A 22,750-nucleotide genomic window follows, 5' to 3' on the forward strand; every position below is an offset into this window, starting at 1 on the left:
CATGAATTTTCTGTCGTCCCTGAGCCATCGCGATGCTGTTCTTCTCGATCTTGATGGCACCATCGTTGATTCGCGTGCTGGAATTATTGGCTCTCTACACGACTCGCTGCGTGATCTTGGCCATGAACCCGATCCGAAGGAAGACCTGACCTGGGTGGTCGGCCCCCCGCTGCACGATCTGGTCGCCCGCGTCCTGGAGCATTACGGCGACGACCGCGCCGAGGAAGCCGTAAAGCTGTACCGCTATCATTACGAGCGGCGCGGCATGCATCGCAGCCCTGTCTTCCCGGGCATGCAGGACGTCATCGAGAGCGTGGTCGCATCCGGAGCGCGGCTGTTCCTCGCGACCTCCAAGCCCGTGCATCTTGCGCGCGCGATTCTCGACCTGCGGGGGCTGACCAAATATTTCACGGCTTTGTATGGCGCCCGGCCCGACGATAGCGGCGCCGAGAAACCGGAACTGATCGCGGATCTGCTGCGCGAACACGCCATCCCGACCAATCGCGCGGTCATGGTCGGCGACCGCCGGTTCGATATCAGCGGCGCGCATGCGAACCATATCCGCGCGCTGGGCGTGCTGTGGGGCTATGGCGGCGAGACCGAACTGACCGAAGCCGGCGCGGACGGGCTGGTCAACGATCCCGGCGAGCTTCTGGCCGCCATCCGCGATCAGCTTGCCGCGACCCGCCTGCATGCGGGGACCGTCGTGCATGGCATGCCCCCGGCCGACGAACAGGAAACCGTCTGAACGGATATCGTGCCCTTATAGTCGTCGTTCCTGCCGCAGGCTGATCCACCGGCCCCGGCCGAGCAGGAGATGATCCTGCACGGTCAGTGACAATGTCTGGGCATGATGGGAGATCGCCTGCATCAGGACGGTGTCGCGATCGATCTGCCCGGGCGACGGCGGCCAGGAGGAGGCGATGCGAACGCCGACGAACGCGGTGGCGTGGACGTCCAGGGCCCGCAGCAGGATATGGCGCTGGAGAGCGTCCAGTTCGCCGCCATCCAGCGTGGCAGGCAGCGGTTCGTCGGCGATGACGTGGTTGCCACTGTCCAGGAACAGGATCCGCAACTGCCCCGGCGGCGCATCGGCCAGCATGATGTCGCAATAGGTCATCACGGCGTCCCAGTCCCCGACATGCGCGCGCGTGACCGGCTCCTGTCGGGACAGGCAGGCCGCGGCGCATGCGGGCAGCATCAGTGGCAGGGCGGTCCCGTCGGTCAGGCCCGCTCCATGCAGCGCGTCGGACGATGCCGACAAAAGGGCCGCCAGGCTGCCGAACCGGTTGATCAGTGCCTTGGCCATCGGCTTGGTATCGCGTCGGGGAATGCCGTAGAACAGCAGCATCTCGACGATTTCGTAGTCGGCGAGCGAGGCCGCGCCCGCCGTCAGCACCCGTGTGCGCATGCGGGCCCGGTGTCCCTGCGGGCCGGTATCCCTGAACGGCACATCCCGCGGAGGTACCGTCGCCCCATTCCCGCCCCGTCGTGCCATCCTTCCCCCTGTTTCGTGTGCGACGTGCGCCCACGTGCTTGGTCATAGCCCCGGGACGCCCTATACGGAAATCGTGACCCAGACCCCTTCCCCCTTTTCCGATGGTCCCGATTACCTCCAGCGGCTGAATCCCGAACAGCGGACGGCGATCGAGACGACGGATGGCCCGTTGCTGGTCCTTGCCGGCGCCGGGACCGGCAAGACGCGCGTTCTGACGACGCGATTCGCCCATATCCTGCTGTCCGGCCGGGCGCGGCCGAACCAGATCCTGGCCGTCACCTTCACCAACAAGGCCGCGCGCGAAATGCGCGAGCGTGTCGGCGCCCTGCTGGGCACGCCGGTCGAAGGGCTGTGGCTGGGGACGTTCCACGCCCTGTGCGCGCGGATGCTGCGCCGGCACGCGGAATATGTCGGCCTGACCAGCGGATTCACCATCCTGGATACCGACGACCAGCTTCGCCTGCTGAAGCAGGTCATGGAGCCCTACCGCATCGACACAAAACGCTGGCCGCCCCAGGGCATCCTGGGCGTGATCCAGCGCTGGAAGGATCGCGGCCTGACGCCCGCGCGGGTGACCCCGGCCGAGGACAGCGATTTCGCCGGCGGAAAGTGCCGCGCGATCTACACCGACTACCAGACCCGGCTGGCGCAGCTCAACGCCTGCGATTTCGGCGACCTGATGCTGCATATGACCGAGATCATGCGCACCCGTCCGGACGTGCTCTCGCAATATCACCGGTTCTTCCGCTATATCCTGGTAGACGAGTACCAGGACACGAACACCATCCAGTATCTGTGGCTGCGCCTGCTGGCCCAGCGCGAAGGTCAGCCCGCAAATATCTGCTGCGTGGGCGACGACGACCAGTCGATCTATTCCTGGCGCGGGGCGGAGGTCGAGAACATCCTGCGCTTCGAACGCGATTTTCCCGGCGCCGCCGTCGTGCGGCTGGAACGCAACTATCGTTCGACCGTGCAGATCCTGGGCGCTGCCTCCGGACTGATCGCCCATAACGACGGGCGCCTGGGCAAGACGCTGCGTCCGGGACGCGACGACGCGACGGGCGAGAAGGTCCGGGTCGTCTCGGTCTGGGATTCGGACGACGAGGCCCGCATGGTTGGCGAGGAAATCGAGCGCGCGCGCGCCGGCGGCCATTCCCTGTCGGAAATCGCGATCCTGGTGCGCGCCGGTTTCCAGACCCGGGCGTTCGAGGAACGGCTGATCACGCTGGGCATCCCCTACCGGGTGGTGGGTGGATTGCGCTTTTACGAACGTGCCGAAATCCGCGACGCGCTGGCCTATATGCGGGTGCTGAACCAGCCAGCGGATGATCTGGCGTTCGAGCGGATCATCAACGTGCCCCGGCGCGGCATCGGCGCCGCCGCGATGCAGAAATTCCACCTGGCCGCGCGGGAACGCCAGATGCCCCTGGCCGCAGCGGTCATGGACATGATCGCGCGCGGTGAACTGAAGGGACGCGCCCGCGAACAGATGACCGCCCTGATGTCATGCCTCGCCCGGGGACGCGACGCGCTGCCGCGCGAAGGCCAGGTCGTGGTGGTCGAAACCCTGCTGGAGGAAAGCGGCTACATCGACATGTGGAAGGCCGATACCTCGCCCGAGGCCCCCGGACGGCTGGACAATCTGAAGGAACTGGTCCGCGCGCTGGCCGATTTCGAAAGCCTGGCCGGCTTCCTGGAACATGTCGCCCTGGTCATGGAGAACGAGGAGAATGCCGGTGCCGAGCGCGCCAGCATCATGACCCTGCACGGGGCGAAGGGCCTGGAATTCGACACTGTCTTCCTGCCAGGATGGGAGGAAGGCGTCTTCCCGTCCCAGCGCACCCTGGACGAGGGCGGGCTGAAGGGGCTGGAGGAAGAACGGCGCCTGGCCTATGTCGGCATTACCCGCGCCCGGCACCGCGCCATCATCAGCCATGCCGCCAACCGCCGGATCTACGGCAACTGGCAATCGGCGATTCCCAGCCGGTTCATCGACGAACTGCCATCCGAACATGTCACCCTGACAGGCGCCGCGGCGCAGGCCCGCCAGCGGGGGCATGGGCACGTCCCGGTCTTTGCCTCCGCCTTCCCCGTCATGGCGCGACGACCCCGCGTGACGGATGTGGCGGATGGCGGCGCCACCACCCCGGAACGGGGCATCGCCGTCGGAACCCGGGTGTTCCACCAGAAATTCGGATACGGAACGGTCTCCTCCAAGGATGGAAACCGGCTGGAGGTCGCCTTCGAGAAAGCCGGCCTGAAACGCGTCCTCGATACTTTTATTGAGAAAACATCATGACAAGACTGACCCGTCGGCATGCGACGGAACTGGAAACCATTTCCGTCACCGTGCCGGCCGAGGCCGTCGAGGCCTACGAGGACGCCCTGGCCGTTGTCTGCACGACGATCGGCATCTTCGAAATGGATGACAGCCAGCTCTTCTGGCGGGTGGAAGGCGTTCGGGACGCCGGTTATGGCGAGGTCGAACTGACCGGCGCCCTCGCTCTTGCCGCCGCCGTGACCGGTCATGGAGCCACGCTGGACCGGACCCGGACCGAGGCCGAGGGCTGGCTGGCCCGCACCTACGAATCCTTTCCCGAACAAACGGTCGGACAGCGTTTCGCGGTACGCGGCACGCATCTGGATCGGTCGGTCTCATCACGCCGCATCACCATCACGCTGGACGCGGGCGTCGCCTTCGGGTCCGGGGAACACGGGTCGACCCGCGGTTGCCTTCGCGCGCTGGAAACGGTCGCCCATCGCCGTCCGCGTCGGATCCTGGACATGGGCTGCGGTTCGGGCATCCTGGCCATGGCGGCGGCCGCCCTGCTGCATCGCCCGGTCCTGGCGATCGATATCGAACCCTGGTCCGTCCGCACCACGGCGCGAAACGCGGAACTGAACGGGCTGGGTCCCCTGATCGACGCCCGCCTGGGCAATGGCTGGCGGACGCCTGGGCTATCCCGCCGCGCGCCGTTCGACCTGGTGTTCGCCAACATCCTGGCCCGCCCGCTATGCCTGATGGCGCAGGATCTGGCCTTGCACCTGGCACCCGGCGGGACGGCCATCCTGGCCGGGTTGCTGAACAGCCAGGCCGGAATGGTCCTGGCTGCCCACCGGCGGCAGGGCCTGGTCCTGGAACGCCGCCTGAACGAGGGCGACTGGACGACGCTGGTCCTGCGCAAGGCGTCCAGCCCTGCATAAAGCTGTTCGGATATTTAATCTGACTTGCGAATATCGACCGATAAAATTCTGTCTTTGAACGATAAAGGACAATGACATGACCGAATCTGCATCCCGTCTGGCGGCCCTGCGCGCGGCGTTGAATCAGATGGAGGTCGATGGTTTCATCCTGCCGCGCGGCGACGAGCATCTGGGCGAATATGTCGCGCCCTGTGCCGAACGGCTGGCGTGGCTGACCGGCTTCACCGGCAGCGCGGGCATGGCCGTTGTCCAGCGGGACGGGCCGTCCGCCGTGTTTTCCGATGGACGGTATATCACGCAGATGGACCAGCAGGTCGACGGGGCGCTGTGGTCCCGTCTGCATATCCGCGATACGCCACCGTCCCGCTGGCTGGCGACCAATGGCGGTGTGGGCAAGCGCATCGGCTACGATCCCAGGCTGGTCGGCGAGGCGGGGCTTCAACCCTTCCTGGATGCCGGCCTGACCCTGGTCCCGCTGGCCGCCAACCCGGTGGACCAGGTCTGGACCGACCGCCCCGCCGCCCCAGCCACGCCCTGCCTTCCCCACCCGCTGGCCTATGCCGGGATCGACAGCGCGGCGAAGCGGGCCCGGATCGCCGACATCCTGAAGGCCGAGGGTCAGGACGCGGTCATTCTCGGCGATCCGACCTCCATCGCCTGGCTGCTGAACATCCGGGGCGGCGACATCCCCTACATTCCGGTCTGCCTCGCCTTTGCCATCCTGCATGCCGATGCGCGGCTTGACCTGTTCATCGACGCGGCGCGCGTGCCGGACGACACCCGTGCGTGGCTGGGACCGCAGGTCGCCATCGCCGCTCCGGAAGGGCTGGAGGCGGCGCTGGCGGCACTGGCCGGCCAGCGAGTGCGGATCGATCCCGTCGGCACCGCGGTCTGGTTCATCCAGACGGTCCAGGCGGCGGGCGCCACGGTGGTACGGGGCGGCGACCCGTGCGTGGTGCCCAAGGCCGTCAAGAACGACGTCGAACAGGACGGCGCGCGGCGCGCCCATATGCAGGATGGCGTGGCGCTCTGCCGTTTCCTGCACTGGCTTGACGATGCGGGCGTGGGCCAGGGCGAACTGGAGGCCGCCGGCAGGCTGGATTCCTTTCGTGCCGCCAGCCCCGATTATCGCGAGGAAAGCTTTCCCGCCATTTCTGGCGCCGGTCCCAACGGGGCGGTCATCCATTATCGCGTCACGCCGGACAGCAATCGCAGGATCGGCGCGGACGAAGTCTACCTGATCGATAGCGGCGGCCAGTATCCGTTCGGCACGACCGATGTCACGCGCACGATCTGGACCGGTCCGGATACAGGTCCAGATCAGGTGCGCGGGCCGTTCACCCGCGTGCTGAAGGGGCATATCGCGCTGGCGCGGGCCCGCTTCCCCACGGGGACCACGGGGCATGCCATCGACGCGCTGGCCCGCCAGGCCCTGTGGCAGGCGGGTCTGGACTACGATCACGGGACCGGCCACGGCATCGGCAGCTATCTGTCGGTTCATGAAGGGCCATGTTCGATCGCAGCGGTGTACCGGCCGGTGGCGATCGAGGCCGGGATGATCCTGTCGGACGAACCCGGCTACTACCGTCCCGGGGCATTCGGCATCCGGCTGGAAAACCTGCTGCTGGTGCGCCCCGCATCCGTGGGCAGCCCGGACCGGCCTTTCCTGGAATTCGAAACCCTGACCCTGGCGCCGTTCGACCGCCGGCTGGTCGACGTCACGCTTCTGACCGAGGACGAGCGGTCGTGGCTCGATGCCTATCATGCACGGGTTTGTGAAGAGGTTGCGCCGCATCTGGACAGTGCCGGTCAGGCGTGGCTGCGGGCAGCCTGTGCCCCACTGGTGGGGGAATAGCGCCGGATATTGTGACCGCGAAAGCCCGTCTGCCGGGGGGCTGTGGAATTGTCACATGCCGGCCACGGGCCTAGGACCATACGGGTTCCGACACGGCTGCTCTGCCTCGCGACCAGGTAGTCCGACGCCGGCGCGCACCCTGTCAAAGACCCTGCACAGAGGGAGACGTTCCACAATGTCCGCTGCAGAAAAAAACATCCCGGCCACCCTGATTCCCGGCGACGGGATTGGCCCCGAGATCGTCGAATCCGTCATCGAAATCCTGGACGCGATCGGCGCCCCGTTCGACTGGGACCGCCAGCTTGCCGGCATGGCGGCCGTCGATGCCACGGGCAATCCGCTGCCTGCGCAGACGATCGAAAGCATCCATCGCACCGGCCTCGCGCTCAAGGGGCCGCTGACCACGCCGGTCGGCGGCGGCTTCAAGTCGATCAACGTCACATTGCGGCAGGAGTTCGGCCTCTACGCCAATCTTCGCCCGACCCACACGATCGTACCGGGCGGCCGCTTCGAGAATATCGACCTCGTCATCGTCCGTGAAAACCTCGAGGGGTATTACGCGGCGATGGAAAGCTACATCCCCGTCGGCGACGACCCGCACGGCATCGCCACCGGCGCCGGCTACAACTCGCGGGCCGAATGCAACCGCATCGTCCGCTTCGCCTTCGATTACGCGGTCAAGAACAACCGCAAGAAGGTGACGCTGGTCCACAAGGCCAACATCCTGAAGCTGCTGACCGGCCTGTTCCTGGAAGAAGGCCGCAAGGTCGCGAAGGAATATGAAGGCCGCGTCGAGGTGAACGAGCGCATCGTCGATGCCTGCGCCATGCAGTTGGTCATCGATCCGTGGCAGTTCGACGTGATCGTCACCACCAACCTGTTCGGCGACATCCTGTCCGACCTGACGGCCGGCCTGGTCGGCGGCCTGGGCATGGCGCCGGGCGCCAATATCGGCGAGAAGGCGGCAGTGTTCGAGGCGGTCCACGGTTCCGCCCCGGATATCGCCGGCAAGAACCTGGCCAACCCGCTCGCCCTGCTGATGGCCGCGAACATGATGCTGCAGCATGTGGGCCGCCAGGACCTTGCCGCCCGTATCGACGGCGCGATCAAATCCGTCATCACCAGCGGCGAAGTCCGGACGCGCGACCTGGGCGGCACCGCCGGGACGCGGGAACTGACGGCGGCGCTGAAGCAGAAGCTGGTCTGATCTCTCCTGCCGGCCTCGGCCGGCAGATCCGGATCCTGAAACGCGCGACTGGATCCTGGTCCAGTCGCGCGTTTTGCAGTTTCAGGACCGGTTCAGCTTCCCCGGTAGGTCGAAAACCCATAGGGCGAGACCAGCAGCGGCACATGGTAGTGTCCGCCCTTCCCGTCCGCGCCCGGCATCGCGACCCCGAAGGTGATCGGCACGATATCCAGGAAGGGCGGGTCGCTCTGGGCGACGCCCTGTCCCCGGAAATAGGCCGCCACCGAAAATTCCAGCCGATAGCGGCCCGGCGCCAGCCCGCCCAGCGTTGCCAGGTCCGGACAGCGACCGTCCGCGTTCGTGCGGCCGCTGAACAGGCAGGACTCCCCCTGCCACAACGCGATATCCATGCCGGCCGCGGGCCGGCCGGACACCAGGTCCAGGACGTGGCTGGACAGAGTGATCATGCCTCTTTTCCTTCCCGCTCCAGTGCCGCCAGACGGTCCGCCAGCCGCAGGCCGGCGATCTTGCCGATCTCGACGAGCGCGGTGTCCAGCTCCTCGTCCGGCGTATGGGCGACGCGGCGTTCCATTTCCGACAGGATGAACGCCTTGTCCGACAGGCGCACGCAGATCACGAACGGCATGGCGAACCGCGCGGCATAGGCGTCGTTCAGCTGGTTGAATCGGGCATATTCCTGCGTGCTCAACCGGTCCAGCCCGGCCGACGCCTGCTCGGCGGCCGAAGCCTGCGTCAATGTCGGATCCAGCCCGGCCCGGCGCGCCAGTTCGGGATGCGCGCGCACCAGTGCCAGTTTCTCGGCCCCGGTCGCGCGATCCAGCACCGCCTTCATCGTCGCCAGCATCCCCTGCGGCCCGGCAAAGGGCCGCAAGGGGGCGGCGCGTTCCGCCACCCAGGGCGAATGCTCGAACAATGGCCCGAACAGGGCCACGAATCGTTCGGCGTCCAGGCTATTGACCCGATCCATGATGTCAGTCGTCCGGGGGCTCATGCGGGATGCACCTTCAGCCAGTGACGCGCGATGTCCAGGCGGGTGGCGATCCACACGTCGTCCCGGGCCAGGACATGGTCCAGGAAACGGGCAACCGCCCGTGCCCGCCCCGGCCGGCCGGCAACGCGGCAATGCAGGCCGACGGACATCATCTTGGGCGACGTGGCGCCTTCTTCGTACAGCACGTCGAACGTGTCGCGCAGGTAGCGGAAGAACTGTTCGCCCTCGGTAAAGCCGTTCAGCGCGACGAAGCGCATGTCGTTCGCATCCAGGGTATAGGGTACGATCAACTGCGTCCGCCCGTACCGGCGGTCGTAATAGGGCAGATCGTCGGCATAGGAATCAGCGTCGTAGGCAAACCCGCCTTCCTCGGCGACCAGGCGGGCGGTGTTCGGGCTGGTACGTCCCTGGTACCAGCCTAGCGGGCGCGACCCGGTCAGTTCGGCATGCAGGGCGATGCACTGGCGGATATGCTCGCGTTCCACTTCCTCCGGCACGTGCTGATAGTCGATCCAGCGCAGGCCGTGGGTCGCGATTTCCCATCCCGCATCCCGCATCGCCGACACCGCGACAGGATTGTGCGCCATCGCGGCGGCGACGCCGAAGATCGTGACGGGCACGGACCGTTCCGTGAACAGCCGGTGCAGACGCCAGAATCCGGCGCGGGCCCCATATTCGTAGAGGCTTTCCATCGCGATGGCCCGCGCGCCGGGGATCGATTGCGCCCCCACCATCTCTGACAGGAAGGCCTCGGATCCCTTGTCGCCGTGCAGGACCGAATTCTCGGCCCCTTCCTCGTAATTGATGACGAACTGGACGGCGATGCGTGCCCCGCCGGGCCAGCGCGGATCCGGCGGCCGCCCGGCATAGCCGACCATGTCGCGCGGATAGGCGTCGGTCGTGGCCTTTTCCATCACAGGGCCTCGTACGTGGCACGCGCGGCATCGACGGCGGCGCCGGAGGTCAGGGCATATCCTTCCTGGCGCAGCACGGCCTCCAGCGCGCCGAGGGTGAGCAGCACCTTGTGCTTCATGGCGTTGTAGCCCATGGCGCCGATGCGCCAGATCTGACCCGCCAGCGGCCCGAAGGCGGTGCCGATCTCGATCTCGAAATCCGCGCGCATCCGCGCCCGCACCCGCTCGCCGTCCACGCCGTCGGGAATATAAACGCCGGTGACGTTGGTCATGCGGTAGGCGTCCTGCCCGTAGACCGTAAGGCCCATCGCCCGCAGGCCCGCCACCATCGCCCGGCCTGCCGCGCGATGCCGGGCGAAACGCGTCTCCAGCCCTTCCGCCAGCATGATCCGTGCGGCCTCGCGCGCGCCGTACAGCATGCTGGTCGCTTCGGTATGGTGGTTCAGCCGCCTGTCCGACCAATATTCCATGATCATCGCCAGGTCGAAATAGTTCGACCCGATCCGCGCCCGTCCGCCATCTTCGCTATCGTCGCCGCGGATCCCGGCCTCGACATGCTTTCGCGCCATGATGTGGGCCGCCGCCCGGTCCGAGATCGTGATCGGCGCCGATCCCGGCGGCCCACCCATGCATTTCTGCAAGCCCCCGGTGACGACGTCCACGCCCCAGGCATCGGTCGCCACCGCCATGCCGCCCAGGGTGGCGGTCGCGTCTACATAGGACAGCACGCCATGCCGTCGGCAGATCTCGCCCACGCCGTCCAGCGGCTGCGCCATGGTGGTCGAGGTGTCGCCGTGGATACAGGCGAAGACCTGTGGCCGGTGCGCGACGATCGCGGCCTCGATCTGCGTGGGTGTCGCGACCTCGCCCCACGGGATGTCGATGGCGCGGATGTCCGCCCCGATCCGCTGCGCGATTTCCGACAATAGCAGGCCGAACCGTCCGGCCCGGACGATCAGCAGCCGCGCCCCCGGTTCGACCAGCGAGACCAGCGCGGCCTCGATCCCCGCCCGCGCCGTGCCGTCGATCAGGAACGTCCAGTGGTTTTCCGTCATGAACACGCAGCGATACAGCGCCATCGTCTGGTTCATGTAGCTGGTCATTTCCGGGTCGAACTGGCCCAGCATGTCCGCGGCCATCGCCCGCAGCACGCGGGGATGCGCGTTCACCGGGCCCGGCCCCATCAGCAGCCGCTGCGGCGGGTCGATCTGGCCGAAGAAATCCTGTGGCATGGCCCCGTTCATGATCCTTGTCTTTCGTAACGCGCGATAAAGTCCGTCATGGTCCGCAGGGCCAGTTCGACGTCCGCCTCCCGCACCGACTCGGCCGGGTTGTGGCTGATGCCGCCCGCGCAGCGGATGAACAGCATGGACATCGGCGCCAGCCGGGCAATCACCATGGCGTCGTGCCCCGCGCCGCTGACCAGCACCCGGGGCGCGTCCTCCCCCGTGGCCGCGCACGCCGCCTGCCCCATCAGCGCCGTCAGGCCGGCATCGCAGGGCGTCGCCGGCAAATCCTGCTGCAGGGCCAGGTCCAGCGATACCCGCCGGCGCGCGGCGATCTCGTCCAGCGCCCGACGCACCGCCCCGGCCGCGCAGTCGCGCGCCACGTCGGTGCCGGCGCGGATGTCGATGCTGAAGGCCACCTCGCCCGGCACCACGTTCGGCACGCCGGGATGGGCTTCCAGCCGGCCGACGGTCGCCACCAGATCGTCTGGGCCGCCGCCGCCGATCGTCTCGATCGCCAGCACCATCTCGGCCGCCGCCGCCAGCGCGTCGCGGCGCAGATGCATCGCCATCGTTCCGGCATGGCCGGCGACCCCGCCCACCACGGCGCGCAAGCGGTATTGCGCGGCGATGGCGCTGACGACGCCCAGCGCGCGATTCTCGGCCTCCAGAACGGGGCCCTGCTCGATATGGGCCTCGACATAGGCCAGGATGTCGTCCCGCCGGCGGGCGGCGCCGTCCAGTTGCGCCACATCCAGCCCGAAGGACGCCAGGGCCTCGGCCAGCGTGGTTCCTTCGCCATCGCGCAGGTCAAGATCCTGCCCGCCCAGGGTGCCCGCGACGGCGCGGGTCGTCAGCATCGAGACGGGAAAGCGTGAACCCTCCTCGTCGCCGAAGCCGATCACCTCGATCGCGAAGGGAAAACGCCGGCCGCGTTCGGCGAACCACGCGACCGCCTCGATCCCCAGGATCACTCCCAGCATGCCGTCATACCGTCCGCCATCGCGCACGCTGTCGACATGCGACCCGATCAGCAGCGCCGGCGCATCCGCGACCAGCCCTTCATACCGGCCGACCAGGTTGCCCGCCGCATCGATCCGCGCCAGCATTCCGGCGGCTTCCATCCAGGTCGCCAACCGGTCCAGCGTCGCGCCATGACCCCCGCCCAGATATGGCCGGAACAGCATTCCCGCCACGTCCGAATAGGGGACGGTGCCCAGTTCATCGCACCGCGCGACCGCGCGCGCGCCTGACGGCGACGTCACCATGCCGCGACCGCCCCGTCGCTGCGCGGGTCCGTCGCCCCCTCGATCAGGCCCGAGGGATGCTGCACCAGCGCGCCGGCATGACCCATGACGGACGTAAAGGGCGGCATACGTTCCAGCACATGTCCCGCCGCTGCCATCTGTGCAATCATGTCCGGATCGAAGCGGTCCTCGTATTTCAGGGTCACGCTGTCCTCGCCCCACGTACGGCCCAGCAGCCAGCGCGGGGCCGTCACCGCCTGCTGCAGCGGCACGCCATAGCGCGCGTAACGGCTGAACACCGCCGCCTGGGTCTGGGGTTGCCCTTCACCCCCCATGGTACCGTAGACCATGGTCCGCCCGTCCGCGAACCGCGCCGCGGCGGGGTTGAGGGTATGGAACGGCTTGCGTCCCGGACGCAGGGCATTCCATCCGTCCGTCGCCAGCCGGAAGCTGGAGCCGCGATTCTGCCACATCACGCCCGTACGCGGCAGGACGACGCCGGATCCGTATTCGAAATAAACGCTCTGGATCATGCTGACCGCGACGCCGTCGGCATCGACCGCCCCCAGCCAGACAGTGTCGCCCGCCTGCGACGGGTGCGGCCATGGGGCCGCGACCGCCGGGTCGATGGCCAGCGCCATGCTGTCGAGACCCGCCGCGTCATCGAGGACATCCTGCGCCCCGACCGTCATGAAGGCCGGATCGCCGACATGGGCGTCGCGATAGCGGAACGCCTGCTTCGTCGCCTCGACCAGGCCGTGGACATGATCGAACCCGTCGAGCTGCCCGGCGCGCAGGCGATCGAACAGTGCCAGGATCATCAGCGATGCCACGCCCTGCGTCGGTGGCGCCATGTTGAACAGGCGCGCGCCGTCGATATCCACATGCAAAGGAGGACGGGACAGGGCGCGATGGGCATTCAGGTCGGCCAGGTCCAGCGGGCTGCCCAGCGCCCGCAGGTCCGCCACCATGTCACGGGCCAGCGCCCCGCGATAGAACGAATCCAGGCCATCGGTGGCCAGGCGTCGAAAACTTTGTGCAAGAGACTGATTATGAAGGATATATCCAGCGTTCGGTACCTGTCCGTCCGGCAGGAACACCTCGCGGAAACCGGGGATGTTGCCCAATTCGCCGATCTTGGCCCGCGTGATCTCGGCCCCGCCTTCCGTCATCGGGACGCCTTGCTCGGCATAATAGATCGCGTCGCGCAGCAGGCGATGCAGGCCCAGGCCGGGCTGCATCGCGTGGCTCCATGACAAGGCGAGGTCCCAGCCCGATACGGTGCCCGCGACCGTATTCGCCGCCAGCGGGCCGCGCCATGGAATCGTGGACACACCTGTCCCCTGGTAGAAGGACAAATCGGCGCGGGCCGCCGCCGCACCGCAGGCGTCGATGCTTGCGGTGCGGCCGTCCGGCCAGAGCACGAGCCAGAACCCATCCCCCCCGATGCCCGTCATGTGCGGATAGACGACCGCAAGGGCGGCGGCCGTGGCCACGGCCGCCTCGATCGCGGTACCGCCGTCCTTCAGCACGTCCAGTCCGGCCTGGCTGGCCAGGTGATGCGGGGACGTCACCATCCCGCGCAGGGAACGGGGTGTGTGCAGCATGGATGCTATCGTCCCTTCGCCATCGGCAGGGGAACCCGGCCGGCCAGGCCCGCACGTTCCAGTTCGGCCGCGACCGCGAACAGGGCGGCCTCGCGTCCCGGGGCCGCGACCAGCTGGAGGCCCAGCGGCAAGCCCCCGGAAATCGCCAGCGGCACGCTGAGGATCGGGACGCCGGCAAGGCTGAGCGGTTGCGTATACAGGCCCAGATTCGCGCGTGCCGACACGCTCTGTCCATCCACCATGATGGTCGGCTGGTCGATGCGTGGCGCCTCGCCGACAGTCGCGGGGGCGACCAGCACATCGGCATTGCGGAACACGGCATGGACCTGCGCGCGGAACCAGGACCGGAACCGATGTGCCTGAATGACGGTCGCGGCCGGTTGCAGGGCGCCCGCCATCAGGCGGTCGCGCGTCGCCGGGTCGTATTGCTGCGCATGGCGGCGCAGGTGCGGCAGATGCAGGTTGCCCCCTTCGGCGGCGGTAATCAGGAACGAGGCCGCCCGTGCCCGCGCGGCCTCGGGCAGCACCACGGTTTCGGCCCCCCCCAGATGTGTCGAGACCGCGTCGATCGCGCGTGCCAGCGGTTCGGACACATTGTCGGCGAACCAGCCACCCAGCCGCCCGACCCGCAGCGTGCTCACGGACGGCAGGTCCGGCATGTCCGCGCCGTACATCGTCTCGTAGACCATTTGCAGGTCTTCCAGCGTCCCTGCGAACGGCCCCACGACATCCAGGCTGGCGGCGAACGGATAGGCGCCATGGCGCGGAACGGTGCCGAAGGTGGGCTTCAGCCCCCAGACGCCGCAGAGCGACGCGGGCACGCGGATCGATCCGTTGGTGTCCGATCCCAGCGTGAACGGCAGCAGGCCGGCCGCCACCGCCGCCGCCGATCCGCCGGACGAGCCGCCCGCCAGCCGGGCCGGATCGTGCGGGTTGCGGGTGATGCCGTGATGGGCGTTGTCGGTGGCGAAGCCGTAGGCGAATTCGTCCATGTTCAGGCTGGCGACCGGAATGGCCCCCGCCGCGCGCAGGCGCGCGACCACCGTGGCATCCTGTGTTGCCGGACGGGATTCGCGAAGGACGACCGATCCCGCCGTGGTGACCTCGCCCGCGACATCGAACAGATCCTTGACCCCGAACGGTACGCCGGCCAGTGGGCCGGGGTCATCGCCGGCGGCGATCCGCCGGTCGATCTTCTCGGCCTCGGCAACGGCACCGGGGCCGAAGATCCGGGTCACGCTGTTGATCCGGGTGTCGCGTGCTTCGATATCGGCGATGGCGGCGGTCACCGCGGATACGGCGGTCAGGCGGCCGGCACGAATATCGGTCGCGAGCCGCGTGGCGCTGGGCATTTCCGTCATGTCGGGATCACTCACGGCTGATAGTCGAACGCGGGTTCGCACGTGTCCGGCAACGCAAAGCCGTTGACGAGGTCGGCGTACTGCCGCAGCAGGTCCCGATTGACCATTACGCCGGGCAGGCAGGGCTCGGGGATCGTCAATCCGATATCCCGCGCCAGGGCCCTGACGAACGCCCGATCCGGATCGTCGTGAGTTTCGCTCATGGAAATATCCTCATTCCGTTCGGCGCGCGCCGTCCCGGCGGCGCACCGAACGGATCATGCATCCGGAGGATCGAGGCTGACCAGTTCCGGTGTCGTGTAATTCAGCAGGCTGTCCAGGTGATACGCGCCGTCGGCAACGAACAGGTCGCGTCCCAGCCCACGTGCCAGGCGTTCCACGCCGAAGCGCATGCCGCTGATGGACGCGCCGGACAGGCCCATGCTGGGTGTGGCGCCGAAGGTAAAATTATGGATATGCGCCAGCATCGGCGCCAGCGGATCGGCGGCGTCGCGCGGCAGGAACTGGTAGCTGTCGCCCAGATAGGGATGCGCCGCCAGCAGCGCGCTGTCCTCGCCCTCGGGCGGGGTAAAGCGATCCCGCCACAGGGCCACCGAACCGGCAAAAGACGCCGTTTCCTGCCTGCGCCCCAGATCGGTGGCGAATCCGGTGCCGATGATGACGAAATCGAACCGCTTCTCGCCGTCCGGTGTCCCCACCACGATATCCCCGTCCTCCATCCGCGCGGCGTCCCAGCCGCAGCTGGTGTGGAAGGAGAAGGTCGGATGCCGGCGGCAGCGCCAGAACGTATCCTGCGGCGGAGGCTGGTTCAGATCGTAGATATGACGCATGAACCGCCAGCGCAGGATGTCGGGCAGAGACGGGAAATGCGCCAGGAATCCGGTATTTTCCATCCATCGATACGGGTTCACCGACGGGATCACCCGGCGGCGCAGGCATAGCGCGACCGAGGCCGCACCGGCCTCCAGTGCGGTTGCGGCGTTGTCGAAAGCCGACGCCCCCGCCCCCAGGACACCGATGCGCTTGCCCTTCAAGGCGGTGAAATCGATCGGGTCGGACGTATGGGCATAGCGATCGCGCGGCAGCGCATCGCGGATGAAATCGGGGACATGCCACGCCCCGCCCCCGTCGATACCGGTGGCCAGCACCAGCTTTCGCGCCCATTGGCGATATTCCCGGCCCGCCGAATCCCGGAATGTCAGGCGCAGCAGGCCATCGTCCCAATCGACCTGCTGGAACGACCGGTCATTCTCGACCGGCAGTTCCAGCACCGCGCGATACCAGTCCAGATAGGCCTGCCAGTCGCCGCGGGGAATCTTGTCCAATGCCTGCCACGCCTGCGCGCCGTATCGCGCTTCATACCACGCACGCGGCGTCAGGCCCGGAATGCCAAGGTCCGGTCCGGTGACATATTTCGGGGTACGGAGCGTGATCATCCGGGCGAAGGTGATCCACGGCCCCTCGCCCCCGCGCTGGGCGCGGTCGAAGATGCGGATGTTCGTGATATTGCCGCGCTGCAGGGCGAACGCCGTTGCCAGCCCCCCCTGTCCGGCACCGATGATCGCAACATCCAGCACGGGCGCGCCATCACGGAACAACCGGGGCGTCCACGCATGGCGCGGATAGTTGATGATGTCGAGATCGCGCCGGACCGCGACATTCAGCGCCGCGAGCCCCCCGTCCACCGAAAGAATTTCGCTGTCGGCGGCCATTGCCACGCCTCCTGTCGCCTCTGGGTCTTGAATCACCTTATCAAGAAGGTTCTTCAAGAAACTGGTTTTCAAATATTTTTATGCGCTCAGGTCTTCGCCCAAGAAAAGCGATCCCCTGATTGGATGGCCGATCCGCGCCCCCCGGCACGGACCGGCTTTCCCACTCGCACCATCCTGACGTCGAAACTATCCGGATGATGGAGTGTTTCGTCCAGTATAATAAAATGACCAATCCGTTGCGGAATCGACAACATAAATATCGGCCGGGCCGTCAACGCCGGGCGATGGTTTCCAACTCGTGCAAGGCGTCGCGTACCTCGGCGATCAGCATGTCCAGCGCCGGGGGCAGCCATCGCGCGTCGCGCACATAGGCGCCCAGATCCGTGGTCGCCCGTGCGTCATCCAGCGGAACATGCACCAGCGTGCCGCGTTCGATGTCGAATTCCAGCGCTAGCCGGGACTGGAAAGCCAGGCCGACGTCCGCCGCCACCATTCGGTTGGTCAGTTCGATTGATCCCGTTTCCAGCACCACGTCCAGCCGGTCGCGCCAGGGACGCAGCATCGGGTCCATGACCCGGTGAAGCGAGAGGGAGTCGGAAGGCAGGATCAGCTTGTAGGCCACGCACTCTTCCACCCGCACGGCACGGCGCGTCGCCAGCGGATGATCGGGGCGCATGACGACGCCGACCGGGAAATGGGCAACGGCGACCTGCCGCAATTCGTCCGGTGGTTCGAGGGAAAATGCGATTCCCAGGTCGGTCGTACCGCCGCTGAGCGCCGCGATGATGGCATCGGGCGATCCGGTTTCCGCCCATAAGGCGACCCCCGGATAGGTCCGGGCCATGCGCGACAGCAGGCGCGACAGCAGGTCGCCAGCGACGCCTTCGACGGCCATCAGGCTGATGCGCCCGCCTCGCAGCCCAGCCAGGGCTGCGATCTGGTCGTCGGTGCGGGCCGCGTCCTGCATGATCGTGACGATATGGCGGGCAACGATTTCACCCACTGCGGTCAGCTTCATTCCGCCCGGCAGGCGGTCGAACAGCGGCGACCCGATTTCGTCTTCCATCTGCGCGATCTGACGGGTCAGCGCCGATGGGGTAACGTTCAATTGCCGCGCGGCCTCGCGGATCGATCCGTTTTCCTGCACCGCATTGAAATAGAGGATGCAGCGCGCATGCAGCCGCATCATCCGCGCCGTCCTGTCCACCTTCAGCACGTGCGCCCATCCCCAACCGGGCGATCCTGCAACAGGGTCTCCACGATCTCGGCCGCGACCAGTGTGGCGATGATTTCGGGCCGCTTGTCGCGGACGCCGCGATCGCCGACAGGACAGACCAGGGTGGCGATACGATCCTCGGCAAGGCCCAGGGCCCGGAAGCCGGCTTCGAAGCGTCGACGTTTGGTCTTCGAGCCGATCAGCCCGACATAGCGAAAATCGCCCCGCTCCAGCGCCGCAGCCACGATCAGAGCATCCAGGGCGTGGCTGGGGGTCAGCACCAGCACCCCCGCGCCGGGCGGGGCGGCGGCGATCGCGCTTTCCCAATCATCACTGATCCGGGCCTCGACCCCATCGGGAATGGTGCCGAACTCTCCGGCGCGCGGGTCGATCCAGACCAGGCGCAACGGCAGCGGCGCCAGGGCGCGCGCCAGCGCCCGCCCGACATGCCCGGCCCCGAACAGCAGCAGCGGCGGCCAGGCGGCACGCACGGCCGCGACCTCATGCGCCACGATATCGAGCAACGCGGGGGTAGCGCGTTCGATGCGTACGCGCACCGCACCGCCGCAGCATTGCCCGATCTCCGGTCCCAGGGCGATCTCACACTCCACGGCCGGCCCATCGGCGGCCAGCAGCGCGCGGGCCTCGGCCACGCAGTCCCATTCCAGCCGGCCGCCGCCGATGGTCCCGGCCTGCGCGCTTGGTGTCACCAGCATGAATGCTCCTTCCTCGCGCGGGGTGGACCCCCGCGCGGACAGGATGCGCACGTACGCCGCCGGCTGACCATCGGCCAGCCGGCGGCGTATGGCGGATATGATTTCGTCCATGGCACGTCCGGTCAGGCCGTCCCGCCGCGCAGCCGCATGGCCGCACGCAGGATGGCCTCGGGCGTCGCCGGGGCGTCCAGGCGCGGACAGGTGCGATAGTCATCCAGGCTGGCCAGGGCGTCGGAGATGGCATGCAGCACCGCGACGCCATGAACGAAGGGCGGTTCGCCCACTGCTTTCGACCGGAAGATCGTCTCCTCCTGATTGGGCGCATGGTCCAGCAGATGCACGTTGAAGATGCGCGGCCGGTCGGAACAGGCCGGGATCTTGTAGGTGCTGGGCGCGTGGGTGCGCAGGCGGCCGGCCTCGTCCCACACCAGTTCCTCGGTCGTCAGCCAGCCCGCCCCCTGCACGAACGCGCCCTCGACCTGGCCGATGTCGATCACCGGGTTCAGCGATTGTCCGGCGTCGTGCAGGATATCGACGCGCTCGATCCGCATCTCGCCGGTCAGCAGGTCCACCGCGACCTCGGCGCAGGCGGCGCCATAGGCGAAGTAGAAGAACGGCCGCCCCCGCCCGGTCTCGGCGTTCCACGAAATCTTGGGCGTCTTGTAGAACCCGCTGGACGACATCGACACCCGGGCGAAATAGGCGGCCTTCGTCAGTTCGGCGAACGGCACGACGGTCGCGCCGACATGCACGCCGTCCGGCAGGAAGCGCACCTCGTCCGCCGCCACGCCCCACTGTCCGGCCGCAAAGGCGACCAGCCGGTCCTTGATCTTGCGCACCGCGTCCAGCACGGCCATGCCGTTCAGGTCCGCGCCGGATGAGGCCGCCGTGGCCGAGGTGTTCGGCACCTTGCCGGTCGTCGTCGCGGTGATCCGCACCCGCTCGGCCGAAAGGCCGAATTCGCGCATGGCGATCTGCACCATCTTGGTGTGCAGGCCCTGGCCCATCTCGGTGCCGCCGTGATTCACCTGCACCGACCCGTCGGTATAGACATGCACCAGCGCGCCGGCCTGGTTGTAATGGGTGGCGGTGAAAGAAATGCCGAATTTCACCGGCGTCAGGGCAATGCCGCGCCGGATATGCGGGCTGGCGCCGTTGGCCGCGCGGATGGCGGCCCGCCGTGCGCGGTAGTCGCAGCGCCGGGCCAGTTCGGCCATGATCGGGGCGGCGATCGAATCCTCGACCGTCATGTGATACGGCGTCAGGTCGCGCGTCCCGATGCCGTAGACGTTGCGCAGCCGGACATCCAGCGGGTCCAGCCCGGTGGCGAAGGCGATTTCCTCGATCACCCGTTCCGCCGCCACGATGCCCTGCGGGCCGCCGAAGCCGCGATAGGCGGTGTTCGACTGGGTATTGGTCTTCAGCGGTTCGGAGCGCAGGCGCACGTCGGGGTAGTAATAGGCGTTGTCGGCATGGAACAGCGCGCGGTCCGTCACCGGTCCGGACAGGTCGGCCGACCAGCCGCAGCGGGCCGCCAGCACCATGTCCACCGCCAGGATATGGCCGTCGTCGTCGAAGCCGACATCGTAATCGACCACGAAATCATGCCGCTTGCCGGTCATCATGATGTCGTCGTCGCGGTCCAGCCGGATCTTGGCCGCGCGTCCGGTCAGTTCGGCCGCCAGCGCCGCCAGGCAGGCCGGGGCGTTGGCCTGGGTCTCCTTGCCGCCGAACCCGCCGCCCATGCGGCGGATTTCCGTCGTCACCAGATTGCTCGGCCGGTCCAGCACATGGGCGACCATGTGCTGGGTCTCGGTCGGATGCTGGGTGGACGACCAGACCCGCATTTCGCCCTCCTCGCCCGGCTGGGCCAGCGCCGCCTGCCCTTCCAGGTAGAAATGCTCCTGGCCCCCCATGACGATGCGGCCCGACAGGCGGCGGGGGGCTGCCGCCAGCCCGGCTTCGGCATCGCCGCGCTGCATGGTCAGCGGCCGCCAGACCAGCGCGCCGCCGGCGGCACGGGCCTGGGCGATGTCCAGCACCGCCGGCAGGTCCTCATATTCGATCCGCGCCAGCCGCGCCGCGCGCCGGGCCTGCCCGCGGGTTTCAGCCACCACGGCGAAGATCGGCTGGCCGTGGAACGACACCAGGTCGGTCGCCAGCAGGGGCTCGTCGTTCCTGCCCACCGGGCTGACCTGGTTGTGGCCGGGAATGTCCGCCGCCACCAGCACCCGGATCACGCCCGGCGCCGCACGCACCGCCTCCAGGTCCATCGCGACGATCCGCGCATGGGCCCTGGTGCTCAATCCCGGCACGACATGCAGCAGCCCCTTGGGCTCGGGCATGTCGTCGATATAGGTCGCGGTGCCTGACACATGCATCGCGGCACTTTCGTGCCGCAGGCTGCGCGACGCCCCGCCGGCGACGACGGCGTCCGGGGTCGTCCCCAGCCCGGCGCCCCGGCCCCCGGAGGCATCGCGGGCAACCGTGCGGTCCATGTGCGTGTCGGCGACCGTCGGGTCAGACATGGGCGGCCTCCATCCGACCGGCCAGCCGGGTTTCGGGGCGCGGGCCATCGGGCACCGTTTCGGCGAACAGCCGGCTCAGCAGGTTCGCCGCCACCGTCCGGCGATACCAGTCACTGGCCCGCATGTCGGAAATCGGCGCGAAATCGGTGGCGATGGCCGTGCGCGCGGCCTCCAGCGCCATGGCGTCCCACGCCCGTCCGACCAGGGCGGCCTCGGTCGCGTATGCGCGCTTCGGGGTGGCGGCCATGCCGCCGAAGGCGATCCGCGCGGCGGTGACGATGCCGTCCGCATCCAGCGTCAGGGCGAACGCCCCCAGCACCGCCGAGATATCCTGGTCGAAGCGTTTCGAGATCTTGTAGGCTCGGAACAGCGTGCCGGCCGCCGGGCGTGGGAGGGTCACCGCCTCGACGAATTCGCCCGGCTGGCGGTCCTGCCTGCCATAGGCGATGAAATACGCCTCCAGCGGCAGGGATCGCCGGTCGCCGCCGCGCCGCAGATGCAGCGTCGCCCCCGCCGCGATGAACACCGGCGGCCCATCGCCGATCGGCGAACCGTTGGCGATGTTGCCGCATACCGTCCCGGCATTGCGCACCTGCGTCGAGCCGATGCGCCGCACGACCTCCCCGGCGTCGGGCAGCAGCTCGGCGAGGGCGGCGCGGGCGTCCTCGTACGTCACGGCGGCGCCGATCCGCAGGCCATCCGGCGTGCGTTCAAGCGTCCGCAGGTCGGGCACGCGGCCGATCGACACCACATGCGGCAGGGCGCGCAGCCCCTTGGTCACCCAGAGCCCGACATCGGTGGCCCCCGCCACGATCGTCGCGTCCGGATCGGCCAGCAGGACGGCCGCCAGCGCCTCCGCATCCGCCGGGATGGTCAGCCGCCCCGCCGGTCCCGCGATCTCGACCGTCCGGCCATCGCGCAGGGCCGACAGGCGGTCGGCGATGTTCTGCGCGCGCGCGTCGAACCGGTCCGGACCGGCCATCATGGCCTGCTTCATTGCGCGGACGATCGGGGCATAGCCCGTGCAGCGGCACAGATTGCCCGCCAGCGCGTCGTCGATCGACCCATCCTCGGCCGTCGCCCCGGGCGCCTTGCGGTAGGCCACCATCGACATGACGAAGCCCGGCGTGCAGAACCCGCATTGCGATCCGTGCAGATCGACCATCGCCTGCTGCACCGGATGCAGCGTGCCGTCCGCCGCGCGCAGGTCTTCCACCGTGAACAGTTGCGCGCCATCCAGCATCGCTACGAACTGGATGCAGGCATTCACCGCCCGCCATGCCAGCCGTTCGCCCTCCAGCCGCACGACCAGCACCGTGCAGGCGCCGCAATCGCCCTCATTGCAGCCTTCCTTCGTCCCCGTCCGGCCGCAATGCTCCCGCAGCCAGTCCAGCACCGTCAGCGTCGGTGAAAAGCCGGACAAGGTATGGAGCGTGTCGCCCATATAGAATTGGATACGGTTTCGCAT

At 67.9% G+C, this 22,750-nt stretch carries 19 protein-coding genes; 5 read left to right on the forward strand and 14 right to left on the reverse strand.

What is annotated here, in order from left to right:
- The first annotated feature begins 1 nt into the window (after position 1).
- Positions 2 to 748 (forward strand): HAD hydrolase-like protein, encoded by a 747-nt coding sequence (locus HLH28_RS09175; RefSeq protein WP_182957995.1) that lies wholly within the window; start codon positions 2 to 4, stop codon positions 746 to 748.
- Between the two features lie 15 nt (positions 749 to 763).
- Here HLH28_RS09175 and HLH28_RS09180 read toward each other — a convergent pair whose 3' ends face one another.
- A complete protein-coding gene (locus HLH28_RS09180; RefSeq protein ID WP_246395878.1) occupies positions 764 to 1,411 on the reverse strand; it encodes a JAB domain-containing protein in 648 nt (215 codons plus the stop codon).
- A gap of 160 nt (positions 1,412 to 1,571) precedes the next feature.
- On the opposite strand from HLH28_RS09180, the gene HLH28_RS09185 reads away from it, so the two are divergent.
- The 4 genes from HLH28_RS09185 to HLH28_RS09200 all read left to right on the forward strand — a co-directional run bounded on the left by HLH28_RS09185 (position 1,572) and on the right by HLH28_RS09200 (position 7,764).
- Positions 1,572 to 3,797 carry a UvrD-helicase domain-containing protein gene (locus HLH28_RS09185; protein ID WP_182958001.1) on the forward strand — a complete coding sequence of 742 codons (2,226 nt, stop codon included), beginning with the start codon at positions 1,572 to 1,574 and terminating at the stop codon, positions 3,795 to 3,797.
- A complete protein-coding gene (locus HLH28_RS09190) occupies positions 3,794 to 4,702 on the forward strand; it encodes a 50S ribosomal protein L11 methyltransferase (RefSeq protein ID WP_182958004.1) in 909 nt (302 codons plus the stop codon). The genes HLH28_RS09185 and HLH28_RS09190 overlap by 4 nt, the downstream gene beginning before the upstream one ends.
- Before the next feature lie 76 nt (positions 4,703 to 4,778).
- Entirely contained in the window at positions 4,779 to 6,557 is a 1,779-nt protein-coding gene (locus tag HLH28_RS09195) for an aminopeptidase P family protein (RefSeq protein WP_182958006.1), read from the forward strand.
- A gap of 175 nt (positions 6,558 to 6,732) precedes the next feature.
- Entirely contained in the window at positions 6,733 to 7,764 is a 1,032-nt protein-coding gene (locus HLH28_RS09200) for an isocitrate/isopropylmalate dehydrogenase family protein (RefSeq protein ID WP_182958009.1), read from the forward strand.
- Positions 7,765 to 7,856: 92 nt separating this feature from the next.
- Here HLH28_RS09200 and uraH read toward each other — a convergent pair whose 3' ends face one another.
- The 13 genes from uraH to xdhA form a co-directional block, all read right to left on the reverse strand.
- Positions 7,857 to 8,210, reverse strand: a complete 354-nt coding sequence (uraH, locus tag HLH28_RS09205) for a hydroxyisourate hydrolase (RefSeq protein WP_182958013.1) — start codon at positions 8,208 to 8,210, stop codon at positions 7,857 to 7,859.
- Complete coding sequence (gene uraD, locus HLH28_RS09210; protein ID WP_182958016.1) at positions 8,207 to 8,731, reverse strand: 2-oxo-4-hydroxy-4-carboxy-5-ureidoimidazoline decarboxylase; 525 nt, start codon at positions 8,729 to 8,731, stop codon at positions 8,207 to 8,209. Before uraD ends, uraH begins: the two co-directional genes overlap by 4 nt.
- A 20-nt stretch (positions 8,732 to 8,751) precedes the next feature.
- A complete protein-coding gene (gene puuE / locus HLH28_RS09215; RefSeq protein ID WP_182958019.1) occupies positions 8,752 to 9,669 on the reverse strand; it encodes an allantoinase PuuE in 918 nt (305 codons plus the stop codon).
- Positions 9,669 to 10,901, reverse strand: coding sequence for a pyridoxal-phosphate-dependent aminotransferase family protein (locus HLH28_RS09220; RefSeq protein WP_182958022.1), 1,233 nt, complete (start codon positions 10,899 to 10,901; stop codon positions 9,669 to 9,671). Before HLH28_RS09220 ends, puuE begins: the two co-directional genes overlap by 1 nt.
- A gap of 8 nt (positions 10,902 to 10,909) precedes the next feature.
- Entirely contained in the window at positions 10,910 to 12,163 is a 1,254-nt protein-coding gene (locus HLH28_RS09225; RefSeq protein ID WP_182958025.1) for an allantoate amidohydrolase, read from the reverse strand.
- Positions 12,157 to 13,749: a gamma-glutamyltransferase family protein gene (locus tag HLH28_RS09230; RefSeq protein ID WP_182958028.1), complete on the reverse strand. Its 1,593-nt coding sequence runs from the start codon at positions 13,747 to 13,749 to the stop codon at positions 12,157 to 12,159. The genes HLH28_RS09225 and HLH28_RS09230 overlap by 7 nt, the downstream gene beginning before the upstream one ends.
- Before the next feature lie 5 nt (positions 13,750 to 13,754).
- The gene (locus HLH28_RS09235; RefSeq protein ID WP_182958031.1) at positions 13,755 to 15,110 is read right to left on the reverse strand and encodes an AtzE family amidohydrolase; all 1,356 of its coding nucleotides are present in this window, start codon (positions 15,108 to 15,110) and stop codon (positions 13,755 to 13,757) included.
- Between the two features lie 11 nt (positions 15,111 to 15,121).
- Complete coding sequence (locus tag HLH28_RS09240; RefSeq protein ID WP_182958033.1) at positions 15,122 to 15,313, reverse strand: DUF4089 domain-containing protein; 192 nt, start codon at positions 15,311 to 15,313, stop codon at positions 15,122 to 15,124.
- A gap of 54 nt (positions 15,314 to 15,367) precedes the next feature.
- A complete protein-coding gene (locus tag HLH28_RS09245) occupies positions 15,368 to 16,822 on the reverse strand; it encodes a SidA/IucD/PvdA family monooxygenase (RefSeq protein WP_182958035.1) in 1,455 nt (484 codons plus the stop codon).
- A gap of 271 nt (positions 16,823 to 17,093) precedes the next feature.
- Positions 17,094 to 18,038, reverse strand: a complete 945-nt coding sequence (locus tag HLH28_RS09250) for a LysR family transcriptional regulator (RefSeq protein WP_338029695.1) — start codon at positions 18,036 to 18,038, stop codon at positions 17,094 to 17,096.
- On the reverse strand, positions 18,032 to 18,865 hold the full coding sequence (gene xdhC / locus HLH28_RS09255; protein WP_182958037.1) for a xanthine dehydrogenase accessory protein XdhC: 834 nt from the start codon (positions 18,863 to 18,865) through the stop codon (positions 18,032 to 18,034). The genes HLH28_RS09250 and xdhC overlap by 7 nt, the downstream gene beginning before the upstream one ends.
- 11 nt (positions 18,866 to 18,876) lie before the next feature.
- Complete coding sequence (gene xdhB, locus HLH28_RS09260) at positions 18,877 to 21,282, reverse strand: xanthine dehydrogenase molybdopterin binding subunit (protein ID WP_456305442.1); 2,406 nt, start codon at positions 21,280 to 21,282, stop codon at positions 18,877 to 18,879.
- Positions 21,275 to 22,750 carry a xanthine dehydrogenase small subunit gene (gene xdhA / locus HLH28_RS09265; RefSeq protein WP_182958039.1) on the reverse strand — a complete coding sequence of 492 codons (1,476 nt, stop codon included), beginning with the start codon at positions 22,748 to 22,750 and terminating at the stop codon, positions 21,275 to 21,277. Before xdhA ends, xdhB begins: the two co-directional genes overlap by 8 nt.

Source organism: Gluconacetobacter tumulisoli (assembly GCF_014174155.1).
Taxonomy (GTDB): domain Bacteria; phylum Pseudomonadota; class Alphaproteobacteria; order Acetobacterales; family Acetobacteraceae; genus Gluconacetobacter; species Gluconacetobacter tumulisoli.